The organism is Caballeronia sp. A2-2 (genome assembly GCF_057612605.2).
On record NZ_CM173618.1, the window covers coordinates 388,545 to 406,991 of the forward strand.

The 18,447-nt window shown below is 54.5% G+C and carries 15 protein-coding genes; 4 read left to right on the plus strand and 11 right to left on the minus strand.

What is annotated here, in order from left to right; all coding sequences use genetic code 11:
• Positions 1-39: 39 nt before the first annotated feature.
• Entirely contained in the window at positions 40-1,113 is a 1,074-nt protein-coding gene (locus ACZCWR_RS25345) for a tartrate dehydrogenase (protein ID WP_487305781.1), read from the plus strand.
• A gap of 470 nt (positions 1,114-1,583) precedes the next feature.
• Here the strand turns inward: ACZCWR_RS25345 and tnpC are convergent, their stop codons facing one another.
• The 6 genes from tnpC to ACZCWR_RS25375 all read right to left on the minus strand — a co-directional run bounded on the left by tnpC (position 1,584) and on the right by ACZCWR_RS25375 (position 7,822).
• The gene (gene tnpC / locus ACZCWR_RS25350; protein WP_487305782.1) at positions 1,584-3,170 is read right to left on the minus strand and encodes an IS66 family transposase; all 1,587 of its coding nucleotides are present in this window, start codon (positions 3,168-3,170) and stop codon (positions 1,584-1,586) included.
• 30 nt (positions 3,171-3,200) lie between these two features.
• Positions 3,201-3,545, minus strand: a complete 345-nt coding sequence (gene tnpB / locus ACZCWR_RS25355) for an IS66 family insertion sequence element accessory protein TnpB (protein ID WP_487305783.1) — start codon at positions 3,543-3,545, stop codon at positions 3,201-3,203.
• Positions 3,542-3,943 (minus strand): IS66-like element accessory protein TnpA, encoded by a 402-nt coding sequence (tnpA, locus tag ACZCWR_RS25360; RefSeq protein WP_465470193.1) that lies wholly within the window; start codon positions 3,941-3,943, stop codon positions 3,542-3,544. Before tnpA ends, tnpB begins: the two co-directional genes overlap by 4 nt.
• 379 nt (positions 3,944-4,322) lie before the next feature.
• Entirely contained in the window at positions 4,323-5,657 is a 1,335-nt protein-coding gene (locus ACZCWR_RS25365; RefSeq protein ID WP_487305784.1) for an MFS transporter, read from the minus strand.
• Positions 5,658-5,757: 100 nt separating this feature from the next.
• Positions 5,758-6,999 carry a Rieske 2Fe-2S domain-containing protein gene (locus tag ACZCWR_RS25370; protein ID WP_487305785.1) on the minus strand — a complete coding sequence of 414 codons (1,242 nt, stop codon included), beginning with the start codon at positions 6,997-6,999 and terminating at the stop codon, positions 5,758-5,760.
• Positions 7,000-7,063: 64 nt separating this feature from the next.
• The gene (locus ACZCWR_RS25375) at positions 7,064-7,822 is read right to left on the minus strand and encodes a hydroxypyruvate isomerase family protein (protein ID WP_487305786.1); all 759 of its coding nucleotides are present in this window, start codon (positions 7,820-7,822) and stop codon (positions 7,064-7,066) included.
• Positions 7,823-8,003: 181 nt separating this feature from the next.
• On the opposite strand from ACZCWR_RS25375, the gene ACZCWR_RS25380 reads away from it, so the two are divergent.
• Positions 8,004-8,927: a LysR family transcriptional regulator gene (locus ACZCWR_RS25380; protein ID WP_487305787.1), complete on the plus strand. Its 924-nt coding sequence runs from the start codon at positions 8,004-8,006 to the stop codon at positions 8,925-8,927.
• Between the two features lie 119 nt (positions 8,928-9,046).
• Positions 9,047-9,898: a fumarylacetoacetate hydrolase family protein gene (locus ACZCWR_RS25385; protein ID WP_487305788.1), complete on the plus strand. Its 852-nt coding sequence runs from the start codon at positions 9,047-9,049 to the stop codon at positions 9,896-9,898.
• Positions 9,899-10,205: 307 nt separating this feature from the next.
• Here the strand turns inward: ACZCWR_RS25385 and ACZCWR_RS25390 are convergent, their stop codons facing one another.
• Both ACZCWR_RS25390 and ACZCWR_RS25395 read right to left on the minus strand, forming a co-directional pair.
• Positions 10,206-11,288 (minus strand): aldo/keto reductase, encoded by a 1,083-nt coding sequence (locus tag ACZCWR_RS25390; protein WP_487305789.1) that lies wholly within the window; start codon positions 11,286-11,288, stop codon positions 10,206-10,208.
• Between the two features lie 162 nt (positions 11,289-11,450).
• Positions 11,451-12,464 (minus strand): SDR family NAD(P)-dependent oxidoreductase, encoded by a 1,014-nt coding sequence (locus ACZCWR_RS25395; protein WP_487305790.1) that lies wholly within the window; start codon positions 12,462-12,464, stop codon positions 11,451-11,453.
• A gap of 300 nt (positions 12,465-12,764) precedes the next feature.
• On the opposite strand from ACZCWR_RS25395, the gene ACZCWR_RS25400 reads away from it, so the two are divergent.
• Positions 12,765-13,709 (plus strand): AraC family transcriptional regulator, encoded by a 945-nt coding sequence (locus ACZCWR_RS25400; protein ID WP_487305791.1) that lies wholly within the window; start codon positions 12,765-12,767, stop codon positions 13,707-13,709.
• Positions 13,710-13,839: 130 nt separating this feature from the next.
• Here the strand turns inward: ACZCWR_RS25400 and ACZCWR_RS25405 are convergent, their stop codons facing one another.
• The 3 genes from ACZCWR_RS25405 to ACZCWR_RS25415 all read right to left on the minus strand — a co-directional run bounded on the left by ACZCWR_RS25405 (position 13,840) and on the right by ACZCWR_RS25415 (position 18,424).
• The gene (locus ACZCWR_RS25405; protein ID WP_487305792.1) at positions 13,840-15,429 is read right to left on the minus strand and encodes a methyl-accepting chemotaxis protein; all 1,590 of its coding nucleotides are present in this window, start codon (positions 15,427-15,429) and stop codon (positions 13,840-13,842) included.
• A 70-nt stretch (positions 15,430-15,499) separates the two neighbouring features.
• Entirely contained in the window at positions 15,500-17,074 is a 1,575-nt protein-coding gene (locus tag ACZCWR_RS25410; protein WP_487305793.1) for an EAL domain-containing protein, read from the minus strand.
• Between the two features lie 243 nt (positions 17,075-17,317).
• A complete protein-coding gene (locus ACZCWR_RS25415; RefSeq protein ID WP_487302694.1) occupies positions 17,318-18,424 on the minus strand; it encodes an IS5 family transposase in 1,107 nt (368 codons plus the stop codon).
• Between the last annotated feature and the right edge of the window lie 23 nt (positions 18,425-18,447).

Genomic DNA, 18,447 nt, shown 5'->3' on the forward strand with positions numbered 1-18,447 from the left:
AACCGCACCACTAACGGCACATATCCTACGGAGGAAGAAATGACGAGTCAGCGCATCGCAGTAATTGCGGGGGACGGAATCGGTAAAGAAGTTATGCCAGAAGGAGTGAAGGTTTTGAGAGCGGCAGCCTCTCGCTTCGATATCCAGTTGGATTTTCAGCATTTTGATTGGGGCTGCGACAATTACGACCGGATTGGCGCATGGATGCCTGCGGACTGGTTTCCGCAACTTGCAACATTCGACGCTATCTACTTTGGTGCCACCGGCTGGCCGGACCGTGTCCCCGACCATGTCTCACTATGGGACTCGTTGCTAAAATTTCGCAAAGAGTTCGATCAGTACGTCAACCTTAGGCCCGTGAGGTTGATGCCCAATGTGGTCTCGCCACTTCGAGGGAAGAACTTCGGAGACATCGACTATTACGTAGTGAGAGAGAATACAGAAGGCGAGTACTCATCCATCGGCGGTCGAATGTATGCGGGAACCGAGAGAGAGATCGCCGTGCAAGAGTCTATATTCTCTCGATACGGAACCGATCGTATCATGAAGTATGCATTCGAGTTGGCCTCAAAAAGGCCGCGACGACTGATCGCTTCCGCAAGTAAGTCCAATGGGATATCGGTCACGATGCCGTTTTGGGATGAGCGATTTGCTGCAATGGCAAAGCAGTATCCTGATGTGGCGACGAGCCAGTATCATGTAGATGCAATAACGATAAAAATGATCCTGGACCCAGGCCGCTTTGATGTGATTGTCGCATCAAACTTGTTCGGCGACATCCTTTCGGATCTTGGCCCCGCAACCGCTGGCACAATTGGTATTGCTCCCTCAGCGAACATCAATCCTACTCGCGAACTGCCGTCTTTATTTGAGCCCGTGCATGGGTCGGCACCCGATATCTTTGGCCAGCGCATTGCAAACCCGATTGGGCAAATCTGGTCGGGTGCAATGATGCTTGAGCATTTGGGCCATGCACAGGCGGCCAATGCAATTACTGAGGCAATCGAATCGGTATTGTTAGACTCGGAAGCCCCCCGCACGCCTGACTTGGGTGGAACCGCTAACACCAGCCACGTGGGTACAGCTATCGAGGTGGCGGTCTTGCGAGGATAGTGCTGCATGCGATAAGTGCTAATTCGGAACCGGCTCGGACGATGGATGTGACAGAACGAGCCGCGTTCCTCTTCGCGCTTCGCATACCGGCGAGCGAGTTATCTGCTCGCACGATTGGAACTTGACGTTCACTTGGCGGGATTCTTCAGTCGGGTCAGACGTCTCTGCACTTGCGGAAAGCCGTTAACCAATCGAAGTAAGTGAGCGTGTTTCAAAGATGGCATTCTGTCTAGTGCCGCGCGTCAAACTAGATGAGGTCTCTTATCCGGACTGTCGCGCCACAGTCTAGTACTCCCCTTATCCGAGTATATCCAGCACGGCTTGCTGGTTTCGGCTACAGCGGCTTACGCTGCGTGCTTTTGGTCCGTCGCAAAGCAAGTCCCAAGGGTAAGCGTCGCGTGAGGGCCGTTAAGATTTTCCTGGACAGACGTTAAGCGCTGCACCTGCGGAGTGGCGCGCGGCAGAGGGGTTCAAAGGTTGAGCGTTGCAGGCCTGTGCAGGTGCTTCGCGACGTTCCAAGGCAGCAGTTCGTCGATGCGGTTGGCCTGATGATCTGCGATGTGCGTGAGCACGTATTCCAGGTAGGTGCGTGGATTGACGTCGTTCAATTTGCACGAGCCGATGAGGCTGTACATCGCGGCGGCTCGTTCACCACCACTGTCTGAGCCAGCAAACATAAAATTGCGCCGACCAAGCGCGACGCATCGCAAAGCGTTTTCGGCAAGGACGTTGCTTATCTCGGCCCGGCCATCATCACAGAATAGCGTGAGTCCGTCCCAGCGATTTAGAGAGTAGTTAATAGCTTCGACTAATGGCGCCTTTGGCCATAGCGTCGCTAGCTTCTCCCTCATCGACGTCTCGATGCCATCGAGCAGCGGTTTGCTCTTCTCTTGCCTGACGCGTTGCCGCTTATCGGGTGGCTTACCGCGGATAGCAGCTTCGATTTCGTAAAGATCGCCGATCATGTCAAGCCATCTTTTCGTGGTGTCCGATGGCGCCGTCTCGTGCACATTGAACACGTATCGTCGAGCGTGATCCCAGCACGATGCCAGTCGAACTTCGCCGCTTTCGGTTATCTCGTTGAAACCTGCATAGCCATCACCCTGTAGGACACCTCGGAATTCGGCAAGATGGGTCTGGGGATGGATGCCTTTGCGGTCCGGCGAGTACGCGAACCAGACCGCAGCAGGTTCGCTCGAACCTGAGCGTCGATCGTCACGCACGTAGACCCACAACCGACTCGTTTTGGTTTTCTTGTTGCCGGGTGCGAGCACCGGGATCGGTGTGTCGTCCGCGTGGAGCTTCGCAGTCGCCATCGTGTAGCGACGCAGAGCTTCGGTCAGCAGTCGACACAGTTCTTCGCATTGCCCGACCCAACGTGCCATGGTCGCTCGATCGAGACGGACGCCGTCGCGCGCCGCGATCTCGGACTGCCGATACAGCGGCGTATGGTTCGCATATTTCGCAACAAGGATCTCGGCCAGCAAGCTCGGATGTGCGATGCTGCGCTCAATCGGCAGCCCGGGCATGGGACGTTGCTCGATATGACCGCAGTTGGCGCACACCCGTTTGCGACGGATCGTGCGAATTACCTTGAACATCGCTGTGACGCGCGCGAGTTGTTCAGATACATCCTCGCCGAGCAGGTCCATGCCGATATCGCATTTCGGGCAGATCGGATTGGGCTCAAGCACTCGTTCTTCGCGTGGAAGATGCGGCGCTAAGGCTTCCTTCGAAGATGTGGCAGACGCGCCTGAACTCGATGCACGAGCACGCGCGCGTCGAACATCGGCGACGCCGCTACCCGCTGCCAGGTCCTCAAGTTGAGTTTCGAGCCGATCGATATGCCGGTCGAGTTGTTCGGATTTGCGACCGAAGTGCATGCGCCGGAGCCTGTCGATCTGTGCCTTCACGCGATCGAGCTCCTGGTCTCGCTCAACGATCTCCCGGTCGCGTTCGGCGATCTCCTGACGCATCTTCGTCATTGACGCCTGCTGCTCGAGCACCAAGGCGCGGAGCTCGGCAACGGTGTCCGGAAGAGGAGCATGATCGGGCATGCACGGCAGTTTACGAGCCTTTGACTTGGTTTACAACATCGACAACGCAGCCGTGCGACGGGGTTGTCGCCAGTCGATGCCTTCCAGCAACATCGATAGCTGCGCCGACGTCAAATAGATCTTGCCGCCATCGGCTTGGGGCCAGATAAATCGCCCGTGCGAAAGTCGTTTTGCAAGCAGCCATAGTCCGTCATCGGTTGCCCAAAGGATCTTCACGAGATCGCCGCGACGCCCCCTAAAAATGAACACGTCGCCACCCAGTGGATTGTCTTCAACTGCGGTCTGCACCTTCGCGGCCAGCGCCGGAAATCCGCTGCGCATATCAGTCACACCTGCTGCGATCCACACGCGCGTACCCATTGGAAGCCCGATCACGATCGCACACTCTTCAGTACCGTACGTAGTGTTTCGGCGTCGACCGCTCCATCGACCTTGACCACAGCACGTCCGATCCGGACTTCGATCGTGCCCACGCTCGCGGCGGGCTTTACGATTAGCTGTTCCTGTTGGACCGACGGTGTCGGAGTGACTGTGCCCGGCGCGTCCTCCACGACCGTCACCGGAACAAGCTCGGTTGATACGGCGAGCTGCTCGGCCCGATATCGACGTCGCCACTTGAACAACATATTGGCGTTGATGCCATGCTCTCTAGCGAGTTTCGAAACCGAGACGCCCGGCTCACACGCCGCTGCGGCCAGACGGCGTCGAAATTCAGGGCTGTGGTTTGGGCTTCCTCTACGCGTTCCTGAGGCCAGCTTCTCTTCCGATCCCAAAATGATTCCCGCTACTTGAAGTGGTGGGAACCACTTTGGCGTCTCTGATTGCGCGAATCAAGACGGCCGTGCCGCGACGCTTACTCCCAAGGCGTGACCTCACTGAGGTGAAACAGTGGGCCTTGCTCATGTTCTCGCCTGCAAGCTAACAAGCCACGAGTGACATGGCGATAAACAAGCTCGCTGCTTTTCCGGTCGGGGATGCGCTTCTATCGTTTTAAAGCCACAATGGTAGTGCGAGCTGTCTAAAGTCCCGAGCTGCATAGCAAACCGTCGGTTTCATATACGCCTTTTCTGCAGGTCGCCGAGGCATATAAGGCGACCTGCCCGAGTGCTGGATTGCGAATTTCGCTACATCGCTGCGTTGATACACGTTGACTCAGACATTGGAGCGTTCACGCAGCGCTTTTGCAGGTATTCCAACAATGACCGCCAGTGCACCGGTAAGAAGGACTGCAACGACCACATAAAGGCCCAAAGTGAAACTGCCGGTTAGTTCATTTATTTTTCCAATGACGACCGGTGCAATGAGCCCGCCAGCTTGCCCTAAACAGCTAATTAGAGCAATTCCACCAGCCGTTGCAGAGCCGCTGAGGTAGGCCGGAGGAATAGTCCAGAACAGGGCTACAGCCGACAGGTAACCAACTGTCGCTACGCTCAACAACGCGATTGATGCCATCCAGTTAGCCGAGGCGAGAGGAAGGAATGCGATCCCGATCGCCGCGAGGCAAGCGCAGCCCGCGAAATGCCAACGCCGTTCGAGCCGTTTGTCGGAGCTGCCTCCTATCACAATCATCAAAAGGCCACCTACAACAAATGGGATCATCGAAAGCAAACCAACATGCCATACATTTGTGACGCCAGACCTGTGTATGATCGATGGCGCCCAAAAATTGAGTACGCTTCCCGCCCACGGCACTACCGTGTAACCAAGTGCGGCGATGTAAACACGGTAATCTAACAATGCCCGGCGAAAGGAGTGCGGCGAGGCTGTGCTCTTTCCGCGCTCGTCGGCTTGCAACGCCGACTCGATGATCCCACGTTGCGCATCTGTTAACCAGCGGGCATCTGCTGGACGATCGGTGAGATAAAAGAGCGCCACAACTCCGGCGATGACTGCGGGCACTCCCTCAAGCAGAAATAGCCATTGCCAATTACGTAAGCCTCCTATTCCGCCCATGTGCTGCATTATCCACCCGGACACCGGACTTCCAACAATGCCAGACACAGCAACCGCAGATAATAGGATGGACGTGATACGAGCGCGCCTGGCAGCCGGAAACCAATAGGTTAGATACAAGACGATTCCGGGGAAAAAACCTGCTTCAGCTGCCCCCAACAAGATTCGAGCAATGTAAAACTGGGTTGGTGTGCGTACGAACATCATTCCCGCGGAAATCAGCCCCCATAAAATCATGATTCGCGCGATCGTACGGCGTGCTCCGATTTTCTGCAGCAGCAAATTGCTGGGCACCTCGAGCAACACATAGCCGATAAAAAAAAGTCCAACGCCAAGCCCATACGAGGCGTCACTGAAACCGAGATCCGTCTTGAACTGTAAATGAGCGAAGCTAATATTAACTCGATCGATGAAGTTCAAAACGTAGCAGATAAACAAAAAAGGCAGCAGCCTCCGCTGTACCAATGCGTAGGTTGTTGCGCTTAATTTTGAGCCTGGCACGTCAGAAGTGAGGGGGCCGACTAAATTCTCCATTTGAGTCTCCGGTAGCTCTAGTTATCATGTTTCGTGCACTACGGACGCGCAGGTCATTCTCGCAAGATGCGAGAATGACTACATTTGACCAATACGTTAGTTAACGATTGTGCACTCGGCCAACTGGGTCACCGAAGCGTTCTCGCATCACATCTTCAAATGAAGTCCCTTCGCTGGCCATCCAGCTTCCCGAGCGCAATTTGTAGCTTTCAGCATGCCAAGGGGCTTGCGGTTCCTCGCCAGCGACAAGTGACTTAGCGAGCCCTAACATGACTCGACGAAAACGGACGACAGCCGCATCAGTCGCGGTGAGGTGCTCTCGCGTGCGATCCGCAATGCGACCTTGCCCCTCCTGCACCATTGCATCTTGCTCTGCAACGCCGCGCACACCGGTGAACGATATAGTTTTTTGGTCCGCACGACTCAGCAGATAATTGTTCGAGCGATTGCGTAAGGGAACGTAGCTGTCGTCCACTTCCGCAACGACCCCATGACCTCCGCGCAACTGCGCACGTTCCTCACCGGTGAGCTCCCTCTCTGGATTCCACACATACGTGTAAATCCAGCAATTCTCGTCGTCAATCGGCACGAACGTGTACCCGAAGTGATTTTCGCCAGGTAGCGTAGAGGGCGTCGTGCTGTGCGATGGAACTGCAAACTGAGCGCTGCGCCAGTAGACTTGCTCGCTGTCCGTGCGGCGCGCCCCGCCCACGACGAAACCCACCTCATGGTCAAGAATTGAAAAGCGCGGCATCGGATCCTCACGTATCCATCGCAACCGGCGCTCGTCTGCGGGAGCGTCAGGGTTATGGTTCGACGGTACACTCGGCGCTGGCATGTGCAAAAATGAAAAGTGGGACGTATCCAGTGCGCCCTCAACTGACTGAGCCCAATTACACTCTTGGAGCTTTTTCGTGACGTAACGATGCGAGGCGGGCATTGTCGCGAACTCGAGTTGAGGCAACTCGGGAATCGCCTCGCGCGGTCCAAGCCAAGCCCAAACCACATCACCAAATTCACGAGTTGGGTAAGCTCGGATTGAAATCTTCTGGTGGTAATTTGAGTCAGACGGGACGTTCGGGAGGTCAACCGCCCGACCGTCAACATCGAACTTCCATCCATGAAAGACACAGCGCAGTCCACATTTTTCATTACGGCCGAAAAATAGGTCAGCACCTCGATGCGGGCATTTCGGCTCTACGAGACCGACGCGCCCGTTCGAGTCACGGAACGCGACTAGGTCTTCCCCTAGCAATCGCACGCGGATCGGCGGACAGTCATTCTCGGGGAGCTCACGGGAAAGTGCGACTGGTTGCCAGAAGCGGCGGAACAGTTGCCCCATGCTTGTGCCTGGGCCGGTCCGGGTCAGCGTTTCATTGTCCTGGAAACTTAGCATCTCGAACCCCCTAGTTCTTTTCTGCGGAATTGTCGACGCCGATGCCAAACGCTGAAGCCCAGTCCAACGCGGCATTTGTGTCTTGTGTCGACGGTGAATACTCGCAACCTATCCATCCTTGCCAATCGAGACGCTCGATAAGCTCAAAAAGATAGGCGAACCTGATTTCTCCAGTACCCGGCTCGGCTCGGCCGGGGACATCGCCCACCTGAATGTGTCCAATATGCGCGAAAGTTGACTCGAGCTTCTGTGCCAGCGCGCCCTCTTCGTTTTGAATATGGAACGTGTCGAAGCAAAGTTTCACGTTCGAATGACCAATAGCTTCAATCGCAGCAACGCCCTCTTCGAGCCGGTGGTAAAAGTAATCTGGGAAACGTACACTGCAGCACGGTTCGAGAATGATCGTCATACCCTCACGAGCGGCGGTACGCGCAGCGTAGTCAATATTCTTCAAGAAGGTGTCGTGGCAAGCCTCGCGCGAAAGGCCTTCAGTCAAGTTGCCTGCCATTGCATGTAATAGTGGCTTGCCAACCTGGGTCGCGTATTCGACCGCCACATCTACGCTCTTACGGAATTCGGCTTCACGTCCGGGCAACGCTGCAATGCCACGCTCGCCTGCTGCCCAGTCGAACGGGGTCAAGATCTGCACCAGGGTCAAATCGTTATCTTGTAGACGGCTTGCGAGCTCAGAAGCTGGGGTCTCATAGGGAAACGCCACTTCTACGCCTTTGAAGCCGGCCTGTGCTGCTGCTCGATAACGCTCTTCCATCGGTAGCTCCGTATAGAGCCAGCGCAAATTGGGATCAAATCGTAGCATCGTGAGTCTCGTGTCAAAGTTGTTCGAATGTGCCGCCATCCGCCATCACACCTGGGTCGGCCACAGGTGACAGCGTAGAACGGGACGGCCTATCATCCAATCCGGCTTGCTCATCGATTTATGACAGAAACTTATGAACATCACGCTCAAACAGCTGCGCGCGTTTACAGCCGTCGCAGACGCCGGGAGTTTCACGGATGCGGCGACCCGTCTGTACCTGACGCAGTCCGGACTTAGCCTGTTGGTCAAGGAGCTTGAGACTGAGCTAGGCTTACGTCTGTTCGATCGCAGTACACGGCGGATCACATTGACGGTTGCGGGGGCGGACTTCTACCCTTTAGCCCTGCGGGTACTCCAAGACCTTGACAGCGCGGTAAACAGCACGCTCCAGTTGCAGGATATGCAACGCGGGACGCTTCGCATTGCCTGTACACCGCTCTACAGCAGCGGATTGTTGCCTGCGGCAATGCGCGAATATCAGCGCGAATTTCCGGCGATCCATGTGCGCCTCCTTGATTCCTTGAACGAGGCAGCGTTGCTTCGCGTAGCTCGAGATGAAGTCGACTTTGCAGTGGCGCCGACTAGGCCGACCTCACAAGACATCCTCCAAGAACCACTTTTTCGGGATCGATTCCAGCTGGTCTGCCGTTCGGACCACCCCTTGTCAAGTTCAAATGCCGTCACGTGGGAAGATGCACTCAAACATCCGTTCGTAACGCTCACTAGCGACTATACAGCGCGCTTACAAGCTGACTTAGCTTCGCACTCGCCTACGTTGCTGCTGCGCCCTGCACACGAAGTCGCGTTCCTGACAACGGCACTTGGAATGGTAAAGTTCGGTCACGGTATCGCAGCCCTTCCAGCGTCCGCCATGCCGATAGTCACCCTCTTCGAGCTGACGGTTCTTGAGGTGACCTCGCCCATCGTCGAGCGGCAGGTGAGCTTCTTTCAGCGACGGGGTAAGACTCTGTCCCCCGCTGCCCAATCGTTTCACGACTTTTTACTGCACTACACGGCAGCCCCCACGTTATCGCATCGGCTTAACCCCCCAAGCTAGGCCGAAGTGGCTGTCCGCACCTAACAAGATAACTCATCGACTCATAAGCGAATGAGTATTGTTGCCTTTGCTCCGTCGCCATAAGATCGAGGCCACAAAAGCACCATGGAGGAGCTGAAATGAAATTAGTCAGTTTTGAGCAGGGTGGTACGGCGAGCTGGGGGGTTGTGAACGAGCAAGGTATCGTTGATCTCGGGCGACTGTCCGGCGGGCGGTACCCGACGCTACGAAGCGCGATCTCGGCTGATGTGCTTTCTACCTTTGAAGACGAAGTACCAGGGAAGCCAATCGAATATCAGCTTACTGACGTGCGCTTGCTTCCAGTGATTACAGAACCGCAAAAAATTTTCTGCGTCGGACTCAATTACGAGGCTCACCGAGTTGAAGCAAATCGGCCGAAGACCGGCGAGCCATCCATTTTCCTGAGAACCGCCACATCGCAGGTGGGCCACGGCGCGCCGCTAATCATCCCCCGCGAATCAACAGAGTTTGACTTCGAAGGCGAGATCGCCGTCGTTATTGGCCGAGCCGGCAGGCGAATCAGCGAGTCCGACGCTTGGCAGCATATTGCGGGGTATTCCGTTTACAACGACGGATCGATCCGTGACTGGCAAAGGCATACGACCCAATGGACTCCTGGGAAGAACTTCGACGCTACTGCTTCCTTTGGTCCTTGGCTGGTGACGCGCGACGAAATCGCTGATGGCTCTGAGTTGGCGCTCGTGACACGGCTGAACGGTATAGAGATGCAGCGAGCTACAACCGCCATGATGACCTTCTCGATCCCGTACCTGGTAAGTTATCTCTCGCGTTTTGCAACGCTTCAAGCGGGTGACGTCATAGTGACCGGGACGCCAGGCGGAGTAGGATTTAAACGGGAACCTCCGGTCTTCATGCGAGCTGGCGATCGAGTTGAAGTTGAGGTTAGCAGTGTTGGCACGCTTGTCAACACAGTTGCCGAAGAAGGTTGACGCTTTCATCATTTGGCTCGAAACCAAACGATATTGAGCTTAAGTGAAACAGAGCGTCGGGATTGGCGCTCGTTCCATTGCATGGCTGCATCGCATGTGTTCTGTTGCGGACCGGTCCTGCAGTCTCAGCTTGATGAGCGACCTATGGTGAAGCAAAATCGAGCGCTGCGCAGTGCAAATAAATCGCGACTGCATCGATGGAGACAGGCTGAAAAGCCCCAACCCATCTCAGCTGCTGCAGGCGAAGAAACTGGTCCCTACCCCGCCTCTCCTTCACGATTGACAAAACTCCGCTGGAGACGTAGGGCTAATAGCGCGTAGAACTGTTTTGCAACATTGGCAGTGCTCGAGTCTGGACTCCATCTACCTCGGCGCCGGCAAAAGCCAGGTTAGGTGCTAGGTCGCGGTTGTTATCCGCAGGGAAATTAAGTGCGGGCTTAGTGACGGCGCTCAGGCGATCAATTTGGTCGCGGCTGAGCACCACATTGATCGCATCTAGATTATCCCTGACTTGATCTAGCCGCCTCGCACCTATGAGCGTCGATGACACTGCAGGCTGTGCATGAACCCAAGCCAACGCGGCTGCCGCACGACTACAACCGAGCTCAGCGGCGACATCACCCAAGACGCCAAGTACGAGGGCTTCTTTCTCGTTTAATTCTATATTCGATCCAATTCGATCCGACCTAACAGACTTAGCATTGTGGCTCCCGTACTTACCTGACAACTTTCCACCACATAACGGTCCCCAAGGCATCAAGCCTAAACCTAACTCTTGTGCCATAGGTACGATCTCCCCTTCCACGGTGCGAGCAAGGAGTGAGTACTCCGCTTGGAACGCAATCGCCGGTGTGTAATCGCGGAAATATGCAACGATCTGTGCCTGCGCAGCCTTCCATGCCGGCAAGTCAGATAGCCCGATGTAACGTACTTTGCCTTGAGTAACTAAGTCGTCGAGAGCTCGGAGTGTTTCTTCTATCGGAACACCTCGATCCCAGTTGTGTAACCAGTAAAGGTCGATATAGTCAGTTTGAAGGCGACGAAGTGATTCCTCACATTGCCTGATAATTGCCTTCCGCCCTGCACCACCGCCATTCGGGTTTCCCAGCTCCAAGTTTCCGAAAAACTTGGTTCCCAAAACGATCTTGTTACGCGTGCCTTTGCGTTGGGAAAAATAATTCCCTATGATCGCCTCAGAATGGCCGTTTGTATATAAATTCGCCGTGTCGATAAAGTTTCCGCCTCGCTCGAAGTATTCGGTCATGATGGACTCTGACTCAGCTACGGTCGCACCCCATCCCCAATCTTCGCCAAATGTCATTGTCCCAAGGCAAAAACGGCTTACTCTTAGTCCTGATTTCCCAAGCGAAATATACGAATCGAGAGGCATTGACTCCCCTTGCAGGAAAAAACTTGATCAGGTTTTCAAGCTTCAACTGAAAGCTTGAATATCGAAAAGAGGAGCATTGCACGCTCCTCTTCATTAGATCGTCTTGGTCACTGCTTGCCGATTCGGCAACCAGTGATGAACAGCAGACAATTACGGGGATGACTACGCGGCCAGGGACGCGCCAGTCAATTGCTCGCTAACTCGCCAAAGCTGTTCTGCATTTTCCCCGTCCACGGCATATGCTTTCACACCAGGGAGCCGTTTGCTGCGATCCTCGGAAGACAGATCAACCGTTTCATTCTCAGGGAGAATCGAAACGATGTCCGAATCAGCGCAATACACACCGCCCTTACCCTGCAACTGCGGGCTGACTGCACACCAGACATGCGTTGCTGCTCCTTGCGGCACTGACTTCATATCCCGTGCCAAATCGACAACTGGCCGGTTGTCTTGATCCAAAAATCCGCTTTTCTTCAGCGTTTCTGTACCAACATGGGTGCCAAGATTGGTTCCCGCGATTCCGCCCGGATGAAGCGAAAACGCTCGGATGTTGTCGCGCTCACCTCGCTTATCAAGCGCAACGGCGAACAGGACATTCGCAGTCTTCGATTGTCCATAGGCTTTGAATGGGTCGTACGGCCTCCGTTCAAAATTGATGTCATCGAATATAACCGGCGAAAATCGATGACCCGCGGAAGAAACGGATACCACTCGCGCTCCTCCTGCCCGCTTCAAGGCAGACCACAGTTTCGACGTTAGATAGAAGTGCCCGAGGTGATTGGTTGAAAACTGCATCTCGTTTCCGTGACGATCCCGTTGCAGAGACGGCAATGCCATGATCCCTGCGTTATTGATCATGATATGTAGCGGCAAACCACTATCTATAAACTCTCGAGCGAAGTCGTCTATTGACGATCGGTTGTTTAGGTCCATCGGTTTGACTTCGATGCCAGCTCCTGCTTGCAACACCGCCTTGGTCGCACGGTCGCAATCACGTGCTGGCACGATCACTCGTGCACCCGCGCTTGCGAGAGTGCGCGCAGTTTCCAGGCCGAGTCCGGAGTGCCCTCCTGTCACAATGGCGACCTTGCCCACTAAATCGACTCCGCGAATGACGTCGACCGTCGTCGATGAGCGGTCGAACCCTGAGCTAATAGCGATTTGAGGTGTTGTCATAGATTGTTCCTTCCTTCATTACTCGTTTATCGGCTCCATCAAGGATTCCGAGTTACAAATGACCTTATCTCTCAGATTCCAGCTTATATTGGTGCGTTTCGCGTTGAGCGGTCGACCAATACATCGCTTACGCAGAAAGGTCAGTGTTCCGCAAGGCGACTTGACGCCTATGACCGTAATAATCGCTCCGAAAAATGCGCTGATCTCCGAATCGTTAGGCCGGTGCATCGAGCAAATGGTACACTGCACATTGTGTACGGAACAGCTTCAAAGGTTCGAAATTTATGCGCGAGAGTTCACGTGAGTGTTGATCCACTTTCTGATTTGCTTGGTTTTCTCCAGCCTGAGTGCACTGTTTCAGGGCGCATGGTCGCTGGAGGAAAGTGGGCGCGCAAGTTCAACAATGTCGGCGCTGTGAAGTTCTGCACGATAGCGGAGGGCGAGTGCTGGTATTCACTCGAGGGGACCGATCAAGCCAAGCAGGTCTTTGCTGGCGATATTCTCATTACGAGCGGCACACGAGCTCTAAAGCTTGCAAGCTCTCCTTCTTTGCTAGTCGGAGCGACAGCAACGCCACTATCTAAAAATAGTGAGCACAGCTTTATCCTAGGGGAAGGCCGTGATTTTGTTTTGGTCGGAGGTACGGTCCATATCGACGAAAACCGAAAGGCGATGTTGCTCAGTAGCCTTCCGCCATTGATACATGTACGGCAGTCCGCGGTGGGCGCCGAACGATTCTCTTGGCTTCTCGAACAACTGGTCGCGGAGATGGAATGGCGGCGCCCAGGAAGCCAACTTGTCGTCTCTTCCCTAGCGCAGCTTTTGTTCGTGGAGACGCTTCGAGCTTATCTCTTACAGGCAGATGCCGACGATGATGGCTGGCTGAAGGCATACGGCGACCAACGACTAGCTATCGTTCTGAGCTGCATTCACCGTGAGCCTTCAAAAAATTGGAGTCTTGAGGAGCTTGCCAAGAAAGCGGGAATGTCCAGGACTTCGTTGGCTGTCCGTTTTCGCACGATGATGGGCGTACCTCCGCTTAGCTATTTAACGGCTTGGCGAATGTCTCTGGCTAAAAGGGAGCTTCGCACAGGAGCTTCGGTTTCACAGGTAGCATCGGCGATTGGTTATTCGTCTGAAAGCGCATTTAGTGGCGCGTTCAAGAGGTTCACGAATGTTTCCCCTGGTAAATATCAGAGATCCATTTGTGAAGATGCAAATGGGCAAAACATGCCTTTGGATTGAAAAGCGTCCCCATCGGTCATCGAACGACGTGATCGCCGCGGCGAAGACGCCCGATCCGGTCGGCGCGCACTCCACAGCGGCATTTTTTTGGCGTCTTCTACCGTGGAATGCTTTTACAAGCCTCGGCTGACTACCGCTCCGAGTTGCCGAGCCTGGCCTCCACGGTTCGGTATTCGCTTGCGTTATCAACCCGGAAGCCGTCGACCAAGGCTTGCATCAGTTTAGCGCGGTCGCTCATGACATTAGCCGCCGACGCGGATTTCTCTACTAACGTCGCATTCCGCTGTGTAACCTCATCCATATGAGATACCGCTACAGTGATCTGTTCAACGCCTTGAGCCTGCTCTTTTGAGGCTTGAGCAATCTCCTGCAATAACCCTGAGACTGCGGTAATCGCTTCAACCGAGTTATCCATCTTTGCACGGGCGTCAGTGGCTTGAACTGCGCTTGCGCTAACCTTGGCTAGCGAACTGTCGATCAGCTCTTTGATTTCGCGGGCGGCGGTGCCTGACTTCTGTGCCAAAGCGCGAACCTCGTTAGCTACGACAGCAAATCCTTTGCCCTGCTCACCCGCCCGGGCGGCTTCGACGGCGGCGTTGAGAGCTAAGATATTTGTCTGGAAGGCAATGCCCTCGATTAGCGAAGTGATCTCTGCAATCTCCCCCGAACCGTCTTTGAGATCATTCATAGTTGACGAGAGGCGAAGTAGCGACTCGGCGCCGAGTTCCGCAGCTTTACTGCCCGACATCGCGAGGCTGCTAGCCTGCTGCGCGTTGCGCGCATTTTGCGTCACGGTCGACGATAACTGCTCCATACTGGCAGCGGTTTCCTCGAGAGAGGCTGCTTGCTCCTCGGTCCGTTTTGAAAGGTCTCCGTTTCCCTCAGCTATGTTTGAAGCAACTTCCGCCACCTCACGTGCTCCCACTGACATTTCTGACACCATTGAGCGCAGGCCCTTCTGCATGTTCTCCAATGCCCCCAAGAGCTTCCCTAATTCATCATCGCGAGCTATAACGATTTTGGAAGTCAGGTCCCCGCGCTCGATCGCTTCAAAATGTTTAGTCGCGTCAGCAAGAGGCAGGGAAATCGCTTTGGCCAACTGTCTCCAGCTAATAATCGCGCTTATTAACCCAGTAAGTCCAAAGAAGATAGATACGATTGAGAGAAGTTGTTCTCTTTTCCGCGCACGCGCCACCAGGCTAGCGGAGTCGCTTACCTGGAAGTCGGACAATTTCTTTGTCTGCTCGCTGAAACGAGCATACATACTTGGAACCTTGTCGAAAGCTAGTGCCTGAACTGTCGCCCCTTCCCCTCGCGCTAGTGCATTGATCATTGGGACTAGTCCCTCGTTTATAAGCTGCGTTCGTGTTTGATTAACGCCCTCGGCAAGCTCTTTCTCATATGGGCCCGCCTCATAAGATAGATAGTGCTTCCAGCGAGCGTCCGACTCAGCAATCAAATCTCGCGCGGACTGTAGCGTAACGGCGGTATCACCTTGCGTACTGAGCGTCAGTCGGTCAAGCTTTAGGCGAGCCCGTGCAAGTGATTCCTGTTGAGCAAGGACTTCGGTTACCGTCGGAACATTCTCGGACACTTCAGCCAAATCCTTATTTGTATCATGAAGTCCGATAATTGCTACAGAACCAAGTACAAGAAGAAATCCGGCTAAAATCGACAGGACCGTCGCCAATTTTGTACGGACAGACAAAGCTTTTTTCATGTTTTCTCACCGTTTCTGACTTGCACCGTCGGGCGTAGCCTACAACACATCAGCCCAACGGCTCGATTTGCTAACTGCGTTTGCAGTTTTTGTTTTTTAGGTAGTAAACCAATTCTTCCGGCCGGATCGCTTTTGAATACAACCATCCTTGCCCATACTTCACTCCGAACTGCCTAAGCTTTTCGGCCTGATGCGTCGTCTCGACCCCTTCTGCTACTACATCTGTCTGAAGGGCCTTAGCCATCGCAACAATATGAGGCGTTACGTCGCTTGTGACCGAATGATGCCCGATAGTATCTACGAAACTCTTATCAATCTTAAGTGCGTCGACATTGAACCTTTGTAAGTAGGACAGACTGGCATAGCCCGTACCAAAATCATCGATATAGAGCGGGTGTCCCGCAGTGCGACATGCTTGGAAGACGCTTTCGGTGCGAGAATCATCAAGCAGTTCACGTTCGGTAGCTTCAATGCGAATTTGCTTAGGCAAGATTTTCGATTTTCTGACCGTCTCCCTTAAATTATTTAACAGTTCGTCGCCCATCAAGTCGCGGGAACTAACATTTACAGAGACATAAAAATGTTGATCCTTTCTCAAATAATTTGAGAGATTGGCGCCTATGTTTCGCAAAACAGCACTGGTGATTTTTTGGATTAGGTCGCTACGTTCAGCAATAGGAATAAATATATCCGGCGAAACATACTCCCCTCGGTAGCGCCATCGCGCCAGTGCTTCCGCCCCAACCCATAGTCGCGTGTCAAGATCTACGATCGGTTGATAGTGAACTTCAAGCTGTCCATGGTCAATGGCACGTGCCAGTTCGCTTTCAAAAGAGAGGCTGCGACTGAGCAATCTAGCGACCGCTAAGCCGCACATCATTCCCAACGCCGCGCCGCATAGCGCCCAAGCCGAAAACAAAGTTCTCACGTTTTCTATGAACCTTGGTCTTGGCACAGCCACTGCGACGGCTATGGGCAAATGCGGTGACTGCTTGATCAGAAGCGTGTCAGTAAGGGTTGCGCCCGACTTAACAGCATTAATCGCATCGGTCGCTTCCTGCTTAGTCAAACTACCGGAGTGCGCAAAGACATCTCCTTTGCTAGTGTTAATCGCTGCAAGGCTGCGCATGGACAGGTCTACGGTGTCAACCAAAGAGTCTTTGTCCATAGAAACGAAGTAGCCGTTCCTGCCTACGATGACACGGCGTCGCCCGCCAAGGGGACTCGGCGCATCAAGCCAAATTTGTGTGCCGTCTTGCTGTTGGATGTCCGGCGCCGGCATGGGCAACTCGCCGATAGATCGGGCTCCCATTACCGCAGAACAGAGATAGCCACGCGCGTCATAAACCCCTGCATCGTGGATGTATCGATACGCTGCCGAAATCCTTCTGAGCTCAGACAGATCAATAGCTGAACAAGGCAAACCGTTGTGCTTGTTCATTTCAACAAGGGCATGGTTTGCCTGATCAACCACTGTGCCTACACGACCGATAGTGGCATTAGCAAATCTTTCGATTTGAGCGAGCTCATGACGCTTCGCTTGTTGCTCTGCTTCCAAAACACCGGCAGCAGTGGGAAGCAGCGTGGCTAGCGTAGCGCCGAGAATCACTAACGCGCTAACTCCTTGACGACGAAGCTCAGGCATTCCGAGACCCTGCTGAAAACCCATACAAGTCTGAATGGATCATGCACAACTGGCTCAACGAACAGTTTTTGTCCATGACTCTAGATAACACACTCATCCCTACCAGGCCGTTGAAATAACCCTAAATGAACGCGCGCTTGTTTATCCGCAAGAGCTAGCACAATGCGGTGTTCCAAATGAATTGACGCCGACTTTTCCTTGATTCATCTGCTGCCAATGCCGCTTTGCTTCTCGCTTACGCTTTCAAGCTGCGCGAGCAGCAAGCGTGCGCATGCGGGTCAAGTTGTACGCCACCTGAGTCAGCAGAAAGAGTTGGTCGACTCGCTTCAGACCTCGATACATCGCCTGCCGAATCCGCCCGACGGTCTTGCCCCATCCGAACACCTGCTCGATGCATTTGCGTTTGCACTGACTCATTGCATAGCCGGGCCATCGCGTGGTTCGAGCGTCAATCGCGGAACCGCCCGCGCGGGCATCGTTTTGCGCCACGTGCGGTGTCACGTTGTTCGCGCGACACGTCGCCACGAAGCCAGCCGTATCGTAGTTCTTGTCGGCACCGACCGTTATGGTCGTACCGGCACATTGCGCAGCATCCGCAAGCATCTGCGCGGCAGCGTCGCGTTCGGCCGTGCCGCTGGCCTGCGTGACCTGCGCGTTGACCACGAGACCATGCCGGTTATCGGTCAGCACGTGACCCATGTAGCAAAGCACCGCGCCCGTGCCACGACTCTTGCGGAACAGTCGTGCCTGATTGTCCGTGCTGGATTCGTGTGTGTCGTTGCTGCGTTTCTCGCCGCGCCAGTTCTCCTGCGAGCCGTCTCCGCCCTCAGGCGGCGAATCGTCATCCGGTTTCGTCTTGGGCACGAAACTCTTGTGCCCCGCCCACGCCTGAATGAGCGTGCCGTCGACGCTGAAATGCTCGCCCGACAGGTGACCTCGCCCGCGCGCCGTCTCGACAGTCTCGTTGAACAGGCTGACCATGACATCGTGGACCATCAGCCGGTCGCGGTTCTTGCTGAAGGTGGAGTGGTCCCAGACCGCATCGTCCATCGCCAGTCCGACGAACCATCGAAACAGCATGTTGTAGGAGATTTGCTCCATCAGCATGCGTTCGCTGCGAATCGAATACAGCACCTGCAACAACAGCGCGCGTATCAGTTTCTCCGGCGCGATGCTCGGGCGACCGCCCTTGGCCTCGCTTTCGTACATGCGCGAAAACACCGCGTCCATGCGCGTGAGCGCCTCGTTCAGCCACAAGCGAATGGGTCGCAGCGGATGATTGGCCGGAACGAAATCGTCCAGTCTGGACATCGTGAACATCGATTCGGTATAGCCGTCGGGGCCGCGCATCGCTTTTGGTCTCTGTGTCGTTC